Raw genomic sequence first — 19244 nt, 5'->3', positions numbered from 1 at the left:
CGGTAGGCGCCGTACGGGAGGTTGAAGCGACCACTGATCGTGGGCCAGAATTAGCGGTGTTATTCCGGTGCTAACGAGTGCCTAAGTCCTCATCACCTTCTCAACCGTAATCGGCAGATCCCGCACGCGCTTGCCGGTAGCGTGAAACACCGCATTCGCCACAGCAGCGGCGAGCCCAGTGATCCCAATTTCCCCAATCCCTCTCACCCCAAACTCATTCAGCGCAAGGTCAGGGTAATCAAGAAGAATCACATTGATATCGGGTTGATCGGCGTGAACGGGGACGAGGTATTCAGCGAAGGAGTTATTGGCTGGGAGTCCGGAGTGGGGATCGTAGTCGGTGGCTTCGAAGAGGGCCATGCCGATGCCCATGACGATGGCGCCTTCCACTTGATTTCTGGCGGTAAGCGGATTCACGATCTTCCCAACATCGATCGCGCTGACCACACGAGAAACGCGCAGGTGAGAAATCGCTGGATCGAAGCGAACTTCCACAAAATGGGCGCCGAAGCTACGGAAGGAGACTTTGCCTTCTGGGGCACCGCCGGTGGCGCCGTCGCCGATGGCGAGTCCGAGCTTGAGTTCTTTCAGCACGTCTGCGAACGGCACGTGTTTCCCGCGATACACCAGCGCCCCATCAACAAACTTCACCTCTTCCGCTTTAGCCTCGGCAAACGCGCCCTTCCCTGCCACCGCATACGAAGTGAGTTGCCCGATCGCATTACGCGTCGCAGCAGCAACAGCGGGCATCACACTGGCCGTCGCCCATGAGCCACCGGAAAGCGGTGCTGCGGGCATTGAAGAGTCGGCGAGTTTCACATCAATCTTCTCGATAGCGACCCCAGTCAAATCCGCGACCGTCTGCGCGACCACCGTATACGTCCCGGTGCCGATATCTTGCACGGCGCAGGTCACCTCCACCGTCCCATCAGCGCGCAGCATCACACGAGCCCTTGCAGGCGTGCGCATGGCATCCCAGCTACAGGCGGCCATACCCATGCCGATGACCTCATCGCCGTCGCGCATGGAGGCAACCGGAGCGTCTCGCTTACGCCATCCAAACGCCTCCGCCCCTTGCACAATAGCCTCACGAAGATGATTACTCGACCATGGCAGATTGGCGCTTTCATCTCGCGTAGAAATATTACGCAGGCGAAATTCCAGCGGATCGAGATTGGCGGCGAGCGCCATTTCATCTACCGCCGACTCCAGCGCGAACAGCCCCGGCGCGGCACCGGGCGCGCGCATGGAAGTCGGTGCACCTTGATGCACCCGCGTCGTATGGTGGCTCACCAGAACATTGGCGCAGCCATAGAGACTCTTCGACATCCCCCCGCAGTTTTCAGTGAAGTTATCGACAAACGCCTGCGTGGAAATCGACTCATGTCTTAGCGAAACAAGCTTCCCATCCGCATCCGTCGCAAGCCGCAGCCGTTGCTCCGTTTGCGGCCGATGCCCGGTCGTCGTAAACATCTGCGCCCGCGGCACGAGCAACTTCACCGGCCGTCCGACTTCGCGAGAAACAGCGGCCGCAGCAATCGAATGCGGCCAAATAAACAGTTTCGAGCCGAAGCCGGAGCCGATAAACGGCGCCTCGACAACCACGCGTTCCGGATCGAGCCCAAACACGCGGGCGATCGTATTGCGATGCACGGTGACGCCTTGTGTCGACTCGTAAAGATGCAAACCACCATCGCGCCACTGCGCCGTCGTGGCGTGCATTTCCATGGGGTTATGCGTTTCGACGGGCGTGCGATAAACCGCATCCACACGGCGCGCCGCGTTGTCGAACGCGGCGGCGGCATCACCGCGCTGGTGCCCTCGCCCGCCGTCTTGCGTGCCGTTGCGGGCGACGCCTTGCTCGAGACTGGTGAGCGGCGCCTCCTTCGCGTAATCCACCCGCACCCGATACGCCGCTTCTCGCGCGTGTTCGAACGTATCCGCGACCACTAGCGCGACAAACTGCCCGGCGTAGTAGACCTTGTCGTCTTCAAACGGCAGCCGGTGTTCGTCCGTAATCGACGCTTCGAGAATGGCGTTGAACCCACCGCCGCGCTGCGGCACGCGAAAGAGCGCCGGGAAATGATCGTGATGAAAGATGTCGACGACACCGGGCACGCGCTGGGCGTCGCGCGTATCGATGTTGCGGATCGTGCCACGCGCCACGGTCGAGAACACGCCGTATGCATAGCAAAGCCCGGGAGGGTGCCAATCTGCTGCGTAATGCGCAGCGCCGGTGACTTTCTTGCGGCCGTCGATACGGCGAATCGGCTGACCGATTGTAGGCGTCGTCATACCGCACCTCCCGCCGCGAGTCGTGACAGATTTCGGACGATAGCCTGTTCGCAGAGGGCGATCTTGTAGCCGTTCTGTCCGTAGTCGTGGGCACCGTCGAGCGCCGCCGCGGCCGCCCGCTGCCAAAGTTCCGGCGACGCTTGCGCACCCCGCAACACCCGTTCCGCTGGCAAGGCGCGCCACGGCTTCGTCGCCACCCCGCCCAGCGCCACGCGTGCATCGCGCACCACGCCGCCATCGAGCGACAGAATCACGGCACACGACGCCAGCGCGAATTGATAGGACGCCCGGTCCCGGCGTTTCAGATAGGCACCTCGCGCATTTGCCAAAGGCGCATCGAGCGTCACATGCGTAATGATTTCGTCGTCGGCGAGTGCATGTTCGCGCCAAGGCGTGTCACCGGGCAGCAGATGGAAATCGGCGAACGCGATATCGCGCTCGCCTGCCGCGCCTTGCACGTGCACCGTCGCGCCGATGGCGGCCATCGCGACGCACATGTCGGAAGGATGCGCCGCGATGCATTGCGCGCTGCCGCCCAGCACCGCGTGCAGACTGCGGTGGTGTCCGCCGATGGCGGCACATCCCGAACCCGGCGCCCGCTTGTTGCATGGCGATACGCCATCGCGGAAATACCCGCATCGCACCCGCTGCATCACATTCCCTGCGGTGGTCGCCTTGTTGCGCAGCGCGGTGCTCGCGCCGCTAAGCAGCGCCTGCGACAGCACGGGGTAATCGCGCACCACGTTCGGGTCGTACGCCAGCGTCGTATTCGTCACCAGCGCGCCGATGCGCAATCGTCCATCAGGCAATCGATCGATCCGGTCCATGCCCAGCCGGTGAATATCGATCACGCGGGCCGGTCGCATCACATCCAGTTTGACCAGATCGAGCAATGTCGTGCCACCCGCGAGATAAACGCCCTCGCCAACAGACATCGCGGCGTTTTCGGGCGTACTGTGCGCCGTCGCGTGGACGCTGATCGCTTGCGCAACGCTTTGCGGCCGAATGAATTCGAACTGTCGCATGGTGCTTAGCCTCCCATGCGCGAGCGCGCATCCTGAATGGCGGCGAGGATGTTGCGATAGGCGCCGCAGCGGCAGATGTTGCCGCTCATGGCTTCGCGCACGGCTGCGTCGTCGTGGCCGATGCGTTTATCGGCGAGGATCGCGACCGCACTCATGATCTGACCGGACGTGCAGTAGCCGCATTGATAGGCGTCGTGTTCCCAGAACGCGGCTTGTACCGGATGCAACGTGTCGCCGCGCGCGAGACCTTCGATGGTGGTGATGGCGTCGCCCTCGTGCATCAGCGCGAGCGAGAGGCATGAATTGATCGATATGCCGTTGACGTGCACCGTGCAGGCGCCGCACTGGCCGTGATCGCAGCCCTTCTTTGTGCCGGTGAGTTGAAGCTGATCGCGCAGCACATCGAGCAGGATCGCGTTCGGCGCCACATGCAGCGCGCGACGCTGGCCGTTCACCGTCAGCGTGAGTGGCTCGCCATCGACCGGGGCCGCAGTGCCCGCGCCGGCGAGCGCATTCTCAGCGGTCGTTTGCGCATGGGCGTTCGGCAGCCATGCGGCGCTGGCGCCGGCAAGACTCGATGCACCGAGCGACTTCAGAAACCGGCGGCGTCCGGCGGGATCGGCCACCGCGGCGGCGGCGTGAGCGGCGGCCGTGGGCGGCGATGGCGGATGGACTGAAGAATGAGATGACTGCGGCGACTGTGGATGCTGAGGGCTGTCATGGGCGCCATGGGTGTGGCTGGCACATGAGGAATGGCAAGCATGTTCCTTCATCGAGAGGCCTCCCTTGAGGGCAATCGTTGAGGATGGCGACCGGTCGCCGCAAATCCATTCGAGCACTATAGAGAAAGCTGGCGCGGCTTGCAGGCGTCGGGAAACTGCCATCTTGACGCCATCTGACGCGCACTGCGGGGGTTCGCGCACACATGCGGCGATGACTGCGCGCTCACCGCATGCTTCGGGTTTGCGGTTATAACTTCGCGTCGCGCAGGCGGGGTGCCATGAATTCTGGTCCTATTGGCGAAGTCACGTATTTCGCGAGAATTTCGTCGATATCGGTGAGATCCTGCGTGGAGAGTTGCCAGCCGAAGGCATCGTGAACACCCTCGAGTTGATCCGGGCGGCGGGCGCCCCACAGGGCAATCGTCGGACCTCGATCGAGCACCCAGCGAATGGCCAGTGCGAGCACCGACTTGCCGTGACGCGCCTTAGCGAAGTCCTTGAGAGCATTCACAGCGGCCAGATACTGGTCAAACCGTGGCGCTTGAAACTTCGGGTCGGACTTGCGCAGATCGTCGCCTTCGAACGTCGTGTTTTCGTTCATGCGCCCCGAGAGCAGGCCGCGGCAAAGCGCACCGTAGGCCAGCACGACCAGATGTTCGCGCTTGGCATACGGCAGCACATCGGCGTCGATTGCCCGTTCGAACAGGTTGTAAGGGGGCTGCACAGCGGCAAGCGGCGCTGCGCGGCGGAACGTGTCCATTTGTGCGGGCGAGAAATTGCTGACACCGATGGCGCGGATCTTTCCGGCCTCACGCAGTTTTTCCAGCGTGGCGGCCGTCTCCTCGAACGGGACCAGCGTGTCCGGCCAGTGCACCTGATAGAGGTCGATGTAATCCGTGCGAAGGCGGCGCAGCGAATCCTCGACTTCCTTCTGAATGCGTGCGGGCGTGGCATTCCGGCGAATACCGGCGTCGCCCCACGCCAGCGCGACTTTCGTGGCAATCACGGCCTTGTCGCGCAGGCCTTCCAGTGCGCGGCCGACGATCTCTTCCGAGTGACCGAAGCCGTAGACCGGTGCCGTGTCGATCAGATTGATACCGCGCTCCACCGCGCTGCGAATCGTGGCGACCGAGGCGTTATCGTCCGCCCCGCCCCACATCGCGCCGCCGATGGCCCACGTCCCCAGACCGATACGGCTGACCGGCGTATCGATGCCTGCGATGTGTAGCGTTTCTGTCACGTCCTTCATTGAGCAACCTCTCGAAACTATGTAATTCTGTAGAATTTAGCTCATAAAAAATTGAGTATTATTCAACGAACGCTTAACTCGTTGTACGTACTCGACGTTTCTGGTTTTGGATATTTGATACTTGTTGGGACCTACATGCCTGCTTTTACTCGCGGCGAGCTTGCCGATCTGAACGTTTTCGTCACCATCTGCCGCCGGCAGAGTTTTCGGGAGGCCGCCACCGAGTTGGGCGTGACCACATCGGCCTTGAGCCATGCCATGCGCAACCTTGAGGCACGTTTGGGGGTGAAGTTGCTCAACCGTACCAGCCGGTCGGTATCACCGACGGCGGCGGGTGCGGCGCTGGCGAAAGAGCTGGAACAGGGTCTTGAGCAGATTGCGTCGGCGATTGGGGCGTTGGATCGTTATCGGGCGTCACCGGCGGGTCGTTTGCGATTGAACGTGCCGCGCGATGCGGCGCGGCTGTTACTCGACCCGATCTTGCCGCGATTTGTGGCGGCGTATCCCGACATCGAGCTGGACATCACCGTTGACGACCGCATGCTGGATATCGTGGCCGAGGGGTTCGATGCGGGGATGCGCTATGGCGACACCGTCCCGGGCGACATGATTGCGACGCCGTTGACGCCCTCGTTGAAGTGGATTGTGGTGGGATCGCCGGCGTATCTGGCGCGTCATGGCCGGCCGAAGTTGCCGCAGGATTTGTTGTCACACAATTGCATTCGGATGCGGTTGGGCGACAACTCGCTGTACAAGTGGGAATTAGGGAATGGGTCGAATGCGATCGAGCTCGATGTGCCGGGGGCGTTGAGCATTAACGAGACCGATGGTGTCGTTGCGGCGGCGTTGGGTGGATTGGGATTGGGTTACGTCCTTGAGCAGAATGTCACGACGCAGTTGGCGGCGGGCACATTAGAAGCGGTGTTGAGTGATTGGGCGGTGGATGGGCCGCCGTTGTCGATGTATTACCCGAGCCGGCGGCAGACCTTGCCGGGGTTGCGGCACTTGATCGACATGATTCGATCCGAGCATATGGGTCGGGCGGCTTGAGGTTGATGAATGAGGTGTGGGTGTGTGGTGGAGGTGTGGTGGTTTTATGAGGCGAGTTAAAGAGAAGTTGAGAGACGCTGGGGGTGTTGATGACTTTTTCATTAAACCCTATTGACAGCATGTGAGGGTCTCGGCATAATCTCACTTCTTCGCAGCGAGCACGCAAAAACGAGCAAGCTGACGATGCCCAGATGGCGGAATTGGTAGACGCACTAGTTTCAGGTACTAGCGGGTAACACCGTGGAGGTTCGAGTCCTCTTCTGGGCACCAAGACAAAGAAAGGCAGATGATCGAAAGATCATCTGCCTTTTTGTTTTGGTGGTCAGAAAGCAATGTGCTTGAGCACATTGCGTGGGGACTCGAAAGGCATCGCATGCAGGCGATGCCGGGGTCGCGCGGAGTGTGACCGAGTCCTCTCGGTGCCGGTAGGCGCCGTATGGGAGGATGAAGTTACCGCTGACCGTGGGCCAGCACCGCACAGCGCCACTCTTCCCCCCTCTCTCCTCACCCTTCACCCTTCCCCCCAGTCATAAGCATTCAACTAAAAAATAGTTGTGTGGTGGGATGTGTGTGGGGAGGATGGGTGTTTTGCCTGAGGTAATGGGGCGAGGCACGAGAGAGAGTTGGCAGCCATGTCGCGAGAGCGGGTGACGACGGACGAAGCGGGATACCAAGCCAAGGACCCATCCGAGCAACCGGATCGGGTGGCGGATTGGTTATTGGCGGGGTTGGAGTTAAAGAGCACGTTATTCCACGTTGGTGAATATTGCGGCGCCTTTCAGGCATCGACGGCGGGTCATCAGCGGGCGAGTTTCCATGTGGTGTTGGACGGTGGTTGTTACTTGCACGTCGGCGCAGAGAACGGCCAGCCTGCGCGATCGATTCGATTGAGCAAGGGTGATGCGGTCTTCTTACTTTCGGATTTGAGTCACTGCTTATCACCGGATGCGGCACCGCCCGCAGATTTATCGGCGCGCGCGGGGCAAATGACCGCACTGCCAACCAAAGAACGCGAACGCACCACCACCCCAACCGTTGCCTTAGCGTGCGGCTTCTTCGAATTCCGCACCGAGCTGGACGCGTTGGTGCTCGGCATGTTGCCGAACCCGATCATTGCGCGGCGCGACAGCGGCCGGCACGAGGGTCTCACGCAGGTCTTCGCGTTAATTCAGGCGGAAGCACGCCGTCCGGGCGAGACACCCTCCCCGTTGCTCGCGCGGCTCACCGACTTGCTTTTCTACTATGCGTTGCGCGAGGCCGTGCACGCCGAGGACGTTGCGCCCGGGATGTGGCGTTTAATGCGGCGCGACGCCTTTGGCCGTCTCGCTGCGGCCATCATCGAGTCGCCGGGTGAGCGATGGACCACTGACACGATGGCGGATTTCGTGCACATGTCGCGGGCCCGTTTTTGCAAGCAGTTTGCCGAGATCGGTGGTCAGCCGCCTGCGCAGTTCGTGACACTGGTGCGCATGAAAACGGCGGCAGCGCTGTTGCGCTCCGGTGTGTCATTACCCGACACGGCGGAGCAGGTCGGCTATCAGTCCGAGTCTGCGTTTTCGCAGGCATTCAAGCGAGTCACAGGCATTCAGCCCGGCGCGTGGCGTCGGCAGACGAGCGCCGACAGCGCCGATAACACCGATAACGCCGCCGATGCGCGTTTGCAGGCCCCCTCTCCTGCGCCTTCCTCTGACGCAACCGTCACACATTACGCGTTACACTGACGCGCCCGCGTCGCCATGCCCGCTCACGGGAGGGCATGGCAAATTCAGCAATACTTCCGACGCGTCCGGCCAGATCAAGAACCGTAGCAAAGAAACGTCAGACGCCGCCGTCCGCCGGATGAGACGAATCCGCAGTATTTCCAGACGCGCGCGCATTGAGTGCTTGGCCGGGCCTCTGCACAATGGAGGCTCGACTTTGAGGAGCCCGATATGAGCCGACTGCCGTTGCATACCGTTGAGACCGCCCCGGAGGCGAGCCGTCCGTTTTTGGAAAAATCGTTGGCGGCGAATGGTTTCCTGCCGAATTTGGTCGCCTCGCTGGCCAATGCGCCGACGGCGCTCGAGACGTACTTGACCGTGGGCGCGATCAACGGCCGCGCGAGTCTGACGCTGGCCGAGCGCGAAGTGGTGCAAATTACGGCGGCCGGCATTCATGGCTGCGGATTCTGCGTGGCGGGTCACACGGCGGTGGCGCTCAAGAAAGCGCAACTGCCCGAGGCACTGGTCAATGAAATCCGCGATCAGCAGCCCCTCTCCGACGCGAAGCTCGATGCCGTTGCCGTCTTCACGCGTGCGGTCATCGCCACGCGTGGCGCCGTCTCCGATGCCGAGTTTTCGGCGTTCAAGTCTGCCGGATTCGACGATGCGGCAGCCCTTGAAGTGGTGCTCGGCGTGTCGTTGGCGACGTTGTGCAACTTTGCCAACAATCTCTCGCAAAACGAACTGAATCCGCAACTGGCCGCGTATCGCTGGGAACCGAAGGGTCAGGCGGCATGAGCACGCACGCCAGCCCTCCTGCTGCGGCAACTGCTGCAACTACCGCCAACACCGCAGACGCTCCGTTTGGCCTGATCACGCGCGCGCCTTCGCTTGCCGCATGGCTGGACGCCCATGCGGAAACGCTGGACACCGACGCCACGCTGAGCGCGGATGTCGTGCCGCAACTGGCGCAGGCCGGGCTGTTGCGCATTGGCGTGCCCGTGGCACTAGGCGGGGCTGGCGGCACGATTTGCGACGCCATCGACAGCGTGGCGGACGTGGCCACCCATTCATTCGCGGCGGCTTTCGTGCTGTGGGGCCAGCGCACGTTTATCGAATATCTGCTGCAAAGCCCGAATCGCGGTTTGCGCGAGCGTTTGCTGCCGGCGCTGCTCAGTGGCGAGCTTGCCGGGGCAACGGGGTTGTCGAATGCGATGAAGTATTTATCGGCGATCGAGCCGTTGCAGATTCGCGCGACCGACCGTGCCGGCACTGGCGGCGCCCCCGCGTGGCATGTCACCGGCGGCTTGCCGTGGATTACCAATTTGCGCAAACAGGGCTTCGTGGCGGCAGCGGCGGCTGACCATGATGCGGGCGGCCCGCCATCCATCTTCGCGATTGCGCACGACGCGGAAGGCGTGACACGTAGCGACGATCTCGACCTGATCGGCTTGCGCGGCACAAACACGGCGGCATTGCAGATGACCGGCACACCGCTTGACGACAACGATCGCATTACCGACGACGCCCCTGCATGGCTGGTGCGAGTGCGTCCCGCGTTTCTCGGCTTGCAGTGCGGCATGTCGCTCGGCCTTGCGCGCCGCAGCCTTGTCGCGACCAACGACGGTGGCCCGGGCGCGCGCGCTGCCGTGGCCGACGAAGTGGGTGCTCTTGCCGACCAGATCGACACGCTTGCCACGCGCCTGAAGTCCGGCGTCGCGCAAGGCGAATTTGTCACGACGCCCGCGAAGCTGTTCGAGTTGCGCATTGCGCTGGCGGGCGTGGTGCATGACGCCGCGACGCTCGAAGTGCAAACGGGCGGCGGCCGAGGTTACCTGCGCGGATTGTCGGGCGTTGCGCGACGTCAGCGCGAAGCGGCGTTCGTGCCGATCGTGACCCCGAGTCTCGTGCAGTTGAAGAACCAGTTGGCGGCCCAGCGAGCAAAGTCGGGCGTATCTGAAGCCTCTGCCGCACAACCCCGGACCGGAACGGCCTCATGACCCAATCCACGGCGACGCAACGCGCGCATGCCGACACGTTGACGCCCCCGGCGCACGAGGATGACTCGCGCGCCGCGCTGCTATGCGCTACGGCAGGCACGGCGAACGCCACGCCGTTCCTCACATTGCGCGGCATCGGGCTGGCCTACGGGCCGCGAGAGATTCTGCGGGGCGTCGACCTGAGCGTCGCGCCCGGCGAACTCGTTTCCGTGCTGGGCCCGAGTGGTTCGGGCAAGTCGACGTTGTTGCGGATTGCGGCCGGGCTGCTGCCACCCAGCACCGGCACCGTCGATATCGACGGCACGCCCTTGAGCGGTCCGCGTCCCGACGTTGCCCTCGCATTTCAAGACCCTTGCCTGTTGCCGTGGCTCTCGGTCGAGCGCAACGTGGCCTTCGGTCTCACGTTCGCACGTCAGCCCAAGCTCTCGCGCGAAACGCGTCGCGAGCGCATCGACGCAGCACTCACCGAAGTCGGGCTTGCTCACGCGCATCATCTGCATCCGCGCCAGTTGTCGGGCGGCATGGCGCAGCGTGTTGCGTTGGCACGCTGCCTCGCACGGCAACCGCGTGCGTTGCTGCTCGATGAGCCGTTTGGCGCACTTGATGAAGTCACGCGTGCCGACATGCAGCGCCTGCTCGTCACCGTCGTGCGCGATACCGGCGCGGCCACCGTGCTGGTCACGCACGATATCGATGAGGCACTGCTCGTCTCCGATCGCATCGTGCTGCTCGGTAATCAGGGGCGCACGCTGGCGCAATGGCGCGTCGACATTCCCGCACCGCGCGAGATGCAGGTCGAAGCGCTGGGTGCCCTGCGCATCGAAATCCTGCAAGCGCTGCAACGCGCGATGTCACGCGAAGCAACGCATACGACAGATGTACCGGGCGAATCGGGTATGACGCGCTTCGCGGGCACGCGAGACGCCTCAGGCGCCACACCGAATTCGCTGTAAATAATCGACCACACCGACCAGACCTACGGGGATCTCCTATCCATGTGCCAAATTTCCCGCCGTGAATGGCTCAAGCTCGCTTCGATGATGACGGTAGCCGGCGCGGCACCGCTGCTGGCCTCGGCTGCTGCACGTGCCGCCGTTGAACCCGATGCGCCGTTGCGCATCGGCTATCTGCCGATCACCGACGCCACGCCGTTGCTCGTCGCGCACAACAACGGGTACTTCGAGCAGGCCGGTATCAAAGCGGAAAAACCGACCCTGCTGCGCAGCTGGGCGCAGTTGATCGAGGCCTTCTTGTCGGGTCAGGTCAACGTCGTTCACCTGCTCTCGCCCATGACGGTCTGGGCCCGTTACGGCAGTCAGGCGCAGGCCAAGGTCGTGGCGTGGAACCACGTCAACGGCAGCGCGATCACCGTGACGAACGACATCAACAAGGTGAGCGACCTCGGTGGCAAAACCGTTGCCGTGCCGTTCTGGTATTCGATTCACAACGTGGTGCTGCAAGGGCTGCTCGCTGCCAACGGTTTGACGCCGGTACTCAAGAAGTCGGGTGCGCCGGCAGCCAACGAAGTCAATCTGATCGTGATGGCGCCGTCGGACATGCCGCCGGCACTCGCTGCCAAGCAGATCGCGGGTTATATCGTGGCGGAGCCGTTCAACGCCGCTGCCGAAAATCTCAAGGTCGGCAAGGTGCTGCGCTTTACCGGTGACGTGTGGAAGAACCACGCCTGCTGCGTGGTGACGATGCACGAGCGTGATTTGAGTGCACGCCCCGAGTGGACGCAGAAGGTCGTCGATTCGATCGTGAAGGCGCAGGCATGGACGCGCGCGCATCCGGAAGACGCGGCCCGCCTGCTCTCGAAGGAAGGCGAGAATCGCTATACGCCGCATCCGTTCCAAGTGTTGCAGCGCGTGCTGGCACCGTCGGCGGCCGAAGAAGGCCGCTATCTGGCGGACAAGGCGATCGTGCATGCCGACTGGCACGAGAAGCGCATCGACTTCCAGCCGTATCCGTACCCCAGCTATACCGAAGCGCTTGTGCGCCATATGCAGAAGACGCAGGTGGAAGGCAATGCGCAGTTCCTCGCCAAGCTCGATCCGGCCTTTGTCGCGCGCGATCTGGTCGACGACCGTTTCGTAAAGAAGAGCATTGCGGCGGCTGGCGGCATGAAGGCCTTCGGGTTGCCGGAAGGCTTCACGCGTCAGGAGGTCATCGTTGTCTGAGTTGGCGTCCGCAAAGGCAGACACTGCGGGCGCTGCGGGTACTGCGCTCGCCGTCGCCCCTGTAACCACGGCGAACGCAGTCTCCGCCGGCCGTCGCGCGTGGCTAGGGTTGGCGGGACTGGCAGGCATTATCGCGATCTGGTGGCTGGGCATTGCGCTACTGACCACACCGGGCTCACTGGCGGCGCAGTTCTCGCCGGCGGCAGCGCTGAGCGCACTGCCCGACCTGTTTCGCGACGAGCAACTAAGCCTGCATATTCTCGCGAGCTTGCGACGCATCGGCGTCGGGCTTGCGTGGGCGCTGGTGCTGGGGGTGCCGCTCGGCTTTCTGATCGGTCGCGTGCGCTGGCTCGACGCGACGCTCACGCCGTCGCTGCAATTTCTGCGCATGGTGTCGCCGCTCTCGTGGATGCCGATCGCCGTGATGTCGCTCGGCGTCGGCGACCCGGCCGTGTACTTTCTGCTCGCGTTTGCTGCGCTGTGGCCGCTGGTGATGAGCACTGCCGCAGGCGTGACGCAGATCGACCGGCGCTGGGTGCAGTTGGGCGAGAGCCTAGCTGCCACCCGTTGGGAGATGCTTTGGCACGTGTACGTGCCAGGCATCGCCGCGCATGTATTGACGGGCGTGCGTCTGGCCATCGGCATTCTGTGGATCGTGCTGGTCCCGGCAGAAATGCTGGGCGTGAACGCCGGGCTGGGCTATCTGATTCTCGACACCCGGGACCGACTGGCCTATTCGGAGCTGACGGCGGTCATTCTCGTCATCGGCGTGCTCGGCTTCGCACTCGATTGGGCGGCACGCTTCATCTACCGGCGCTTTAGCGGAACGATGACCGACGAGTGAGCGGTACCGGCATGCGTTCAGGCCGCTACAATAGCGGCCTGAATTCATGACGCCCGACGGAGAACGGATCATCGAGCTAGAACGTATTTTGCAATCGCAGGGCTTCGGCAGTCGCAAGATGTGCCGCAAGCTGGTCGCCACCGGCGCCTTCGCCATCGACGGCGTGGTGCGCGACAACCCGCGCGAGTCGATCGATCCGCACGGCCTGCACTTCACACTGGACGGCGAACCGTGGGAATACCGCGAGCACGTCTACGTGCTGCTCAACAAGCCCGCCGGCTTCGAGTGCTCCACCAGCCCCACACACCATGAAGGCGTGCATTCGCTGCTGCCGCTGCCGTTGGCCGTGCGTGGCGTGCAACCTGCAGGACGTCTCGATCAGGACACCACCGGTATGTTGCTGCTCTCCGACGATGGGCCGTTTCTGCACGCCATGATGTCGCCGCGCCGCCACGTGCCCAAGCGCTACATCGCGACCACCAAACACCCGGTGACGAACGAGATGCTGCAAGCGTTGCGCGATGGCGTGCTGTTGCGTGACGAAACTGAGCTGTTGGCTGCCACCGACGTGATGAGCCCCTCGTCACACGAGATCGCGCTCACGATCACGCAAGGCAAATACCATCAGGTCAAGCGGATGGTCGCTGCGGCGGGCAATCGAGTGGAAGGTCTGGTCAGAACCGCCATCGGCGGTCTGCCGATGGGGACACTTGCGGAAGGGGAATGGCGCTATCTCGACCCCGACGAACTGCTGTCACTGCCGTACGAAGTTCCGGCAACCGGTCAGCGTTAACGCCGGATTCGCCGGATTCGTCGGATTCGGTGGATTCGGTGGAATCGAGGCGGACGACAGTGACGATGGTAACGACGGCAACGAGGGCGGCGCCAACTAAGCCGCCTACTAAGATGCCAACAAAGCCACCAAGTCAGTCGCCCAGTCAGCCGCCCGGCTTACCGACCGCCGCGTCGCGGACCGGGGGTTCGGGCACCCGGACGTCCGGGTGCGGAATTGCCGGTCGTCCCGGTCGTCGAGGACGTGCCGGGTGTGCCCGGCTTAGCAGTCGTTGCCGCACCAGCCGACGCGCCACGCCCGCCCGCTGACGGTCGCGAAGCGCCGCCGCGAGGCAGCAGCACCTTGTGGCTGTCGTCCTCGAGCAAGTACTGCGCGCCCTTGTCCTGTCCCAGCGCCTTGACCAGATACGGCATGGTCGTTTTCAGCGTTTCATACAGCTGGAACGGCGGGTTCACGATGAACATACCGCTGCCATGCAATCCCATACCGCCCGGCACCGGCGAGCTCACAGTCAGCGCCACGTGCACCCAGTTCTTGATCGGCTGATCCTTGATCGTCAGGCGCTTCATGCGCTCGGGCAGTTGCGCGGCCTCGCGGCGCTGCACCAGCGGATACCACACGGCGTACATGCCGGTCGGGAAGCGATCTAGCCCTTCCTGCACCGCTTGCGTCGTGCGCGTGTAATCGCGCTTGTCTTCATACGACGGATCGATCAGCGTAAAGCCGCGGCGCGGGGCCGGCGGCAGAATCGTCTTGAGCCCCGAAAAACCATCGGCGCCGAAGATCATCGTGCGACGGGCCACTTCACGGCCTTGTGCTTCGAAATTCTCGCGCAGGACTTCCTGCTCCGTCGGGTGCGCCTCGAACAAGCGCAGGCGATCACGATCACCCAGCAGTTGCAGCGCGAAATACGGCGAGCCCGGGTAGTAGCGCAACTGGCCGTCCGGGTTGAACTCACGCACCAACGCCACGTAGTCTGCCAGCGCGGGCGGCAGATCGTTACGCTCCCACAGGCGGCCGATACCGGTGTGATACTCGCCCGTCTTGTCGGCCCACTTGCCATCAAGCGCATAGCCACCCGCGCCGGCGTGCGTGTCGATGTACCAGAACGCCGTGTCTTTCTGGCGCATGTAATCGATGCATTCGACGGCGATGAAGTGTTTCAGTACGTCGGCGTGGTTGCCGGCGTGGAAGGCATGGCGGTAGCTGAACATTAGGCAGTTCCTGATTCGTCAGGCGCGATTGTAGCCGACGCGGCGCCCCAGCGCCCTCTCCGCACCTTCAGCGCCCTCAATCACGTCGCAAGAAAACCCCTCAAACACTTCGCAAATACCGGGCAGACACCGAACACCCCCCCTTCAGCACCCTCGCTCAGGCGCGCTTTGCCGACTTCGGCGTCCCCTTGGCCAATGCTTTGACAGCCTTGTGACGCGGACACGCCACCAAATGGTCGTTGATCATGCCCGCTGCCTGCATAAACGAATAGCAGATGGTCGAGCCGACGAAGGTGAAGCCCGCCTTCTTAAGCGCCTTGCTCATCGCGTCGGACACCGCGGTGCTCGCAGGCACCTCGCCAAGCGTCGTCCAGCGGTTCTGCAACGGCTCGCCGCCCACGAACTGCCAGACGAAATCGGAGAATCGGGTGCCTGAGGCCTCCATGGCCAGATAAGCCCGTGCGCCCTTGATCACGCCGTTCACCTTCAGGCGGTTGCGCACGATGCCCGCATCGGCCATCAGTCGCGCCTCATCCTCCGGACCGTAAGCGGCAATGCGCACCGGATCGAAGCCGTCGAACGCCTTGCGATAGTTATCGCGCTTCTTGAGAATCGTCGACCACGACAACCCCGCCTGCGCGCCTTCAAGCATCAGCAATTCGAACAACGCCCGTGAGTCGCGCAGCGGCACGCCCCACTCTTCATCGTGATACTGACGGTACTGCTCGAAGCCCTCGCTCCATGGACATCGTTCCATTGGCCCCTCGATCGTTGCGTCCCGAGCGCCTTCGCGCCGCAGACAAAGTCATTGAATTGACGCAAGTGTGCCAGCATTTGCCGGAGAAGCGCACGCCACCCATCGCATGGCGAGTCACTTTCGGCACCACGGCATCGATGGACCGGAATTTTCCGGGTGCCCACTCGGAATCGACTCCTTGTGGGCACCCCGGCTCACAGCATCAACTGGCCACCGTTGACCTCGATGATCTGGCCCGTCACGTAGCTCGCCAGCGTCTCCGACGCGAGATAAAGGAACGCACCCGAGCACTCGTCGGGCACGCCCAAGCGCCCCATCGGAATGCTCTGACGGAACGCCTCGATCTGCGCTTCGGTGCTGAACTGCTCGTGGAACGGCGTCATGATCACGCCCGGCGACACGGCGTTCACGCGAATGCGGTCAGGCATCAACTCCTTTGCCATGCCACGCGTGAGCGTGCTCACGAACCCCTTGGCTGCGGCATAAATGAGTGCCCCCGGGCCGCCGCCATGACGCGCCGCAATCGACGTCACGTTGACGATGGCCCCGCCGCCCTGCTTGCGCATCGCGGGCACCACCGCGCGCGAAAACGCGACGACCGAGCGCGCGTTGACGTTGAGCACGTCTTCGAAAAACGCGTCGGTGACTTCGGTGAACGGCGTGCGCTTGACGAGACTGCCCGCGTTGTTGATGAGCACGTCGATACGCCCAAAGCCGTCGAGCACATGCGCCACGGCGGCATCGATAGCACCGGTGTCAGCCACATCGGCGGCCACGGTCATGGCCTTCACACCATAGGCGCGCACCGCTTCCGCCACCGCCTCGGCCTTCTCCCGCGAACGGTTGTAATGCACGGCCACATTGGCGCCTTGCGCCGCAAACGCCGTTGCGGCGGCGGCACCGATGCCGGTGCTCGCCCCCGTGATCAGCACGAATTTACCTTTCAGGTCTTCCATGGTGAAATCCTCAAATCCTCAGATCGTCAGTCGAGCCAGCGCGTGTCGTAAGCGTGGACATGCTGCTCCTGCTCACCCAGCCCGTCGATCCCCAGACGCATCACGTCGCCCGCCTTCAGATACACCGGCGGCTTATGCCCCATGCCCACGCCCGGCGGCGTGCCGGTGGTAATGAGGTCGCCCGGCTTGAGCGTCGCGAACTGGCTGATGTAGTGCACGAGAAACGCCACATTGAAAATCATCGTCGACGTGTGACCGGTCTGACGGCCCACGCCATTCACGTCGAGCCACATGCCGAGTTGCTGCGGATCGCGAATCTCGTCGGTCGTCACCAGCCACGGACCGACCGGGCCGAAGGTGTCGAAACCCTTGCCCTTGTCCCAAGTGCCGCCCCGCTCGATCTGATACTCGCGCTCGGACACGTCGTTCACGATGCAGTAGCCCGCCACGTAGTCCAGCGCCTTCTCGAGCGGCACGTAACGCGCGGTCGTGCCGATCACGAAGCCAAGTTCGACTTCCCAGTCGCCCTTGATCGAATCTTTCGGCAACACCACAGGGTCGTTCGGCCCGTTCAGGCAGTTGTCCCACTTAGTGAAGAGCACCGGCTCGGACGGCGCGGCCAGCCCGGCTTCGGCGGCGTGGTCGCTGTAGTTGAGGCCCACGGCAAGAAACTTGCCGAGCCCCGCGAACGGCACGCCCAGACGCCCCGGCGCAGCCACGATGGGCAACGCGTCGACGTCGAGTGCACGCAGCGCCGCCAGCCCTTCCGGGCTCAGCGTTTCGGCAGTGATATCGGTGAGCACGTTCGACAGATCGCGCACTTTGCCGGCGGCATCGAGCAGACCCGGCTTTTCTTGGCCCTTAGGGCCGTAACGCAGCAGTTTCAAAGCAGTTCTCCCAATTGGAGCAGTGGTAGCGGTTGATCAGTTGGACCAGCCGCCGTCAATCACGTGAATGGCCCCGGTCGTGAAGGCCGCATCGTCGGAACCCAGATACACGGCCAGCGCCGCAATTTCGTCAGGCGAGCCGACACGTCCCATCGGCTGACGCGCCACAAACTGCGCGCGCACCGCCGCTTCGCTCGTGCCCGCCGTATCGGCCTGCGTGGCAATGCGCTGACGCAGCGACGGCGACTCGACCGTGCCCGGACAAATGGCGTTGCAGCGAATGCCGCGCGCCACGTAGTCGGCCGCGACGGACTTCGTCAGCCCGATCACCGCCGCCTTCGTCGTGCCGTACGCGCAGCGGTTGGCGACGCCCTTCACACTCGACGCCGCCGACGACATGTTGATGATCGAACCACGCCCGGCGGCCAGCATGGCCGGTAGAAAGGCACGCGTGGTGCGGTACATGCTCTTCACGTTCAGGTCGAACGAGAAGTCCCACGCCGCGTCGTCGCACTCGAGAATCGAGCCGTGATGCACGAAGCCCGCGCAGTTGAACAGCACGTCGACAGCGCCGAGTTCGCTGGCCAGCGCCGTGACGGCGGCGGTATCGGTCACGTCGAGCGGGCGACGTACGAGGTTCGGGTGATCGTCGAGTTCGCGCAGTCCGTCGGCATTCAGATCGGTCGCGATGACGCGGGCGCCCTCGCGCAGATACGCTTCGACGCTGGCGCGTCCGATGCCCTGCGCTGCGGCGGTAATCAAGGCGGTCTTACCCGCCAGTCGGCCTGCCATCGGTGTCTCCTTGATGCTGGGAAGGTTTGGAATCCCCGGGATGTTCGGTGTCGTCGGGATGTTCGGGAGGCGCTGCGCTGCCGATGTAGGCCTCTCGCACGCGGCACAGGTGCCGGCGCATCGCCTCGGCGGCCCGCGCCGGATCACGCGCCTGCAAGGCGGCAATGATGTCGCGGTGGTCCTGCAAGCTGCGCTCCAGCACGCCCGCCACCTGCGACGTGACGCGCCGGCTCTTCTTGCCAAGCAGATAGAGACTGTTGGCGATGCTTTGCAGAAAGGGGTTATCGCACGCGTCGATGATCGTCTCGTGAAACGCCATGTCGGCCGCCGAGAAGGTCTCGGGGTTGCCGAGCAGCGTCTGCTCGTCCTCGACAAGCGCGTGCAGGCGCGCGAGGTGCGCATCGGTCATCTGGCTGGCTGCCAGCGCCGCGACACCGGGCTCGATGACCAGACGGGCATCGAACAGCGCCTCGAGCGTGCCCGCGTTCAACTCGATGACCATCTCCAGCGGCTCGAGCAACTCGCGCGTCTGAAGCGTGCCGACAAACGTCCCCTCGCCCTGCCGGATGCGCAACAGGCCCAACAGCGCCAGCCCGCGAATGGCCTCGCGCACGGCCGGCCGGCCCACGCCGAGCATCGCGGCAAGATCACGTTCAGGGGGGAGTTGCTGACCGGGCTTGAGCAGCCCGGTACGAATCATCGTGAGCAGTCGCTGGGCAACTTGCTCCGAGACGGAGACCTGCACGATGGGATCGAAGGACATAGCAGCCAGATCGTGAA

General features: G+C 63.3%; 17 protein-coding genes, 1 tRNA gene and 1 pseudogene. 9 read left to right on the top strand and 10 right to left on the bottom strand.

Annotated elements, in window-relative coordinates:
- Positions 1-81 precede the first annotated feature (81 nt).
- From PIN31009_RS17895 to PIN31009_RS17880, 4 genes are all read right to left on the bottom strand, one after another.
- Positions 82-2295, bottom strand: a complete 2214-nt coding sequence (locus PIN31009_RS17895) for a xanthine dehydrogenase family protein molybdopterin-binding subunit (RefSeq protein ID WP_150791171.1) — start codon at positions 2293-2295, stop codon at positions 82-84.
- On the bottom strand, positions 2292-3320 hold the full coding sequence (locus PIN31009_RS17890; protein ID WP_150791170.1) for an FAD binding domain-containing protein: 1029 nt from the start codon (positions 3318-3320) through the stop codon (positions 2292-2294). Before PIN31009_RS17890 ends, PIN31009_RS17895 begins: the two co-directional genes overlap by 4 nt.
- Before the next feature lie 5 nt (positions 3321-3325).
- Entirely contained in the window at positions 3326-3946 is a 621-nt protein-coding gene (locus tag PIN31009_RS17885; protein ID WP_246185736.1) for a (2Fe-2S)-binding protein, read from the bottom strand.
- Between the two features lie 343 nt (positions 3947-4289).
- Positions 4290-5291, bottom strand: a complete 1002-nt coding sequence (locus PIN31009_RS17880) for an aldo/keto reductase (RefSeq protein WP_150791168.1) — start codon at positions 5289-5291, stop codon at positions 4290-4292.
- 135 nt (positions 5292-5426) lie between these two features.
- Here PIN31009_RS17880 and PIN31009_RS17875 point away from each other — a divergent pair, with 135 nt between their 5' ends.
- From PIN31009_RS17875 to PIN31009_RS17835, 9 genes are all read left to right on the top strand, one after another.
- Positions 5427-6341: a LysR substrate-binding domain-containing protein gene (locus PIN31009_RS17875; protein WP_150791312.1), complete on the top strand. Its 915-nt coding sequence runs from the start codon at positions 5427-5429 to the stop codon at positions 6339-6341.
- 185 nt (positions 6342-6526) lie between these two features.
- Positions 6527-6611, top strand: a tRNA-Leu gene (locus PIN31009_RS17870).
- Between the two features lie 362 nt (positions 6612-6973).
- Positions 6974-8062, top strand: coding sequence for an AraC family transcriptional regulator (locus PIN31009_RS17865; RefSeq protein WP_150791311.1), 1089 nt, complete (start codon positions 6974-6976; stop codon positions 8060-8062).
- Between the two features lie 210 nt (positions 8063-8272).
- Positions 8273-8839 (top strand): carboxymuconolactone decarboxylase family protein, encoded by a 567-nt coding sequence (locus PIN31009_RS17860; protein ID WP_150686434.1) that lies wholly within the window; start codon positions 8273-8275, stop codon positions 8837-8839.
- The gene (locus tag PIN31009_RS17855; protein WP_150791167.1) at positions 8836-10041 is read left to right on the top strand and encodes an acyl-CoA dehydrogenase family protein; all 1206 of its coding nucleotides are present in this window, start codon (positions 8836-8838) and stop codon (positions 10039-10041) included. The genes PIN31009_RS17860 and PIN31009_RS17855 overlap by 4 nt, the downstream gene beginning before the upstream one ends.
- Positions 10038-10994, top strand: coding sequence for an ABC transporter ATP-binding protein (locus PIN31009_RS17850; protein WP_150791166.1), 957 nt, complete (start codon positions 10038-10040; stop codon positions 10992-10994). The genes PIN31009_RS17855 and PIN31009_RS17850 overlap by 4 nt, the downstream gene beginning before the upstream one ends.
- A 42-nt stretch (positions 10995-11036) precedes the next feature.
- Complete coding sequence (locus tag PIN31009_RS17845; protein ID WP_150686431.1) at positions 11037-12221, top strand: ABC transporter substrate-binding protein; 1185 nt, start codon at positions 11037-11039, stop codon at positions 12219-12221.
- Positions 12214-13065: an ABC transporter permease gene (locus tag PIN31009_RS17840; RefSeq protein ID WP_425495497.1), complete on the top strand. Its 852-nt coding sequence runs from the start codon at positions 12214-12216 to the stop codon at positions 13063-13065. The genes PIN31009_RS17845 and PIN31009_RS17840 overlap by 8 nt, the downstream gene beginning before the upstream one ends.
- A 70-nt stretch (positions 13066-13135) precedes the next feature.
- Positions 13136-13858: a pseudouridine synthase gene (locus PIN31009_RS17835; protein ID WP_150791309.1), complete on the top strand. Its 723-nt coding sequence runs from the start codon at positions 13136-13138 to the stop codon at positions 13856-13858.
- Positions 13859-14214: 356 nt separating this feature from the next.
- On the opposite strand, the pseudogene PIN31009_RS17830 reads toward PIN31009_RS17835, so the two are convergent.
- The 6 genes and pseudogenes from PIN31009_RS17830 to PIN31009_RS17805 form a co-directional block, all read right to left on the bottom strand.
- Positions 14215-15072 (bottom strand): annotated as a pseudogene (locus tag PIN31009_RS17830) (23S rRNA (adenine(2030)-N(6))-methyltransferase RlmJ); the annotation flags it as partial.
- Positions 15073-15229: 157 nt separating this feature from the next.
- Positions 15230-15829: a DNA-3-methyladenine glycosylase I gene (locus tag PIN31009_RS17825; RefSeq protein ID WP_150791164.1), complete on the bottom strand. Its 600-nt coding sequence runs from the start codon at positions 15827-15829 to the stop codon at positions 15230-15232.
- A gap of 194 nt (positions 15830-16023) precedes the next feature.
- A complete protein-coding gene (locus PIN31009_RS17820) occupies positions 16024-16785 on the bottom strand; it encodes an SDR family NAD(P)-dependent oxidoreductase (protein ID WP_058379093.1) in 762 nt (253 codons plus the stop codon).
- A gap of 26 nt (positions 16786-16811) precedes the next feature.
- On the bottom strand, positions 16812-17672 hold the full coding sequence (locus PIN31009_RS17815) for a fumarylacetoacetate hydrolase family protein (RefSeq protein WP_150791163.1): 861 nt from the start codon (positions 17670-17672) through the stop codon (positions 16812-16814).
- A 36-nt stretch (positions 17673-17708) separates the two neighbouring features.
- A complete protein-coding gene (locus PIN31009_RS17810; RefSeq protein ID WP_150791162.1) occupies positions 17709-18464 on the bottom strand; it encodes an SDR family oxidoreductase in 756 nt (251 codons plus the stop codon).
- Positions 18442-19227, bottom strand: a complete 786-nt coding sequence (locus PIN31009_RS17805) for a FadR/GntR family transcriptional regulator (protein ID WP_150791161.1) — start codon at positions 19225-19227, stop codon at positions 18442-18444. The genes PIN31009_RS17810 and PIN31009_RS17805 overlap by 23 nt, the downstream gene beginning before the upstream one ends.
- Positions 19228-19244: the final 17 nt, after the last annotated feature.

The organism is Pandoraea iniqua (assembly GCF_902459685.1).
Classification (GTDB): Bacteria; Pseudomonadota; Gammaproteobacteria; order Burkholderiales; family Burkholderiaceae; genus Pandoraea; species Pandoraea iniqua.
Note: the sequence above shows the minus strand (reverse complement) of the source record. Positions and strands in the feature narration are given on the sequence as shown.

Coding starts and splice junctions, on each gene's coding strand:
- PIN31009_RS17855 (WP_150791167.1), top strand. CDS start 8,836: ATGAGCACGCACGCCAGCCCTCCTGCTGCGGCAACTGCTGCAACTACC.
- PIN31009_RS17890 (WP_150791170.1), bottom strand. CDS start 3,320: ATGCGACAGTTCGAATTCATTCGGCCGCAAAGCGTTGCGCAAGCGATC.
- PIN31009_RS17860 (WP_150686434.1), top strand. CDS start 8,273: ATGAGCCGACTGCCGTTGCATACCGTTGAGACCGCCCCGGAGGCGAGC.
- PIN31009_RS17820 (WP_058379093.1), bottom strand. CDS start 16,785: ATGGAAGACCTGAAAGGTAAATTCGTGCTGATCACGGGGGCGAGCACC.
- PIN31009_RS17850 (WP_150791166.1), top strand. CDS start 10,038: ATGACCCAATCCACGGCGACGCAACGCGCGCATGCCGACACGTTGACG.
- PIN31009_RS17875 (WP_150791312.1), top strand. CDS start 5,427: ATGCCTGCTTTTACTCGCGGCGAGCTTGCCGATCTGAACGTTTTCGTC.
- PIN31009_RS17865 (WP_150791311.1), top strand. CDS start 6,974: ATGTCGCGAGAGCGGGTGACGACGGACGAAGCGGGATACCAAGCCAAG.
- PIN31009_RS17825 (WP_150791164.1), bottom strand. CDS start 15,829: ATGGAACGATGTCCATGGAGCGAGGGCTTCGAGCAGTACCGTCAGTAT.
- PIN31009_RS17805 (WP_150791161.1), bottom strand. CDS start 19,227: ATGTCCTTCGATCCCATCGTGCAGGTCTCCGTCTCGGAGCAAGTTGCC.
- PIN31009_RS17880 (WP_150791168.1), bottom strand. CDS start 5,291: ATGAAGGACGTGACAGAAACGCTACACATCGCAGGCATCGATACGCCG.
- PIN31009_RS17895 (WP_150791171.1), bottom strand. CDS start 2,295: ATGACGACGCCTACAATCGGTCAGCCGATTCGCCGTATCGACGGCCGC.
- PIN31009_RS17845 (WP_150686431.1), top strand. CDS start 11,037: ATGTGCCAAATTTCCCGCCGTGAATGGCTCAAGCTCGCTTCGATGATG.
- PIN31009_RS17810 (WP_150791162.1), bottom strand. CDS start 18,464: ATGGCAGGCCGACTGGCGGGTAAGACCGCCTTGATTACCGCCGCAGCG.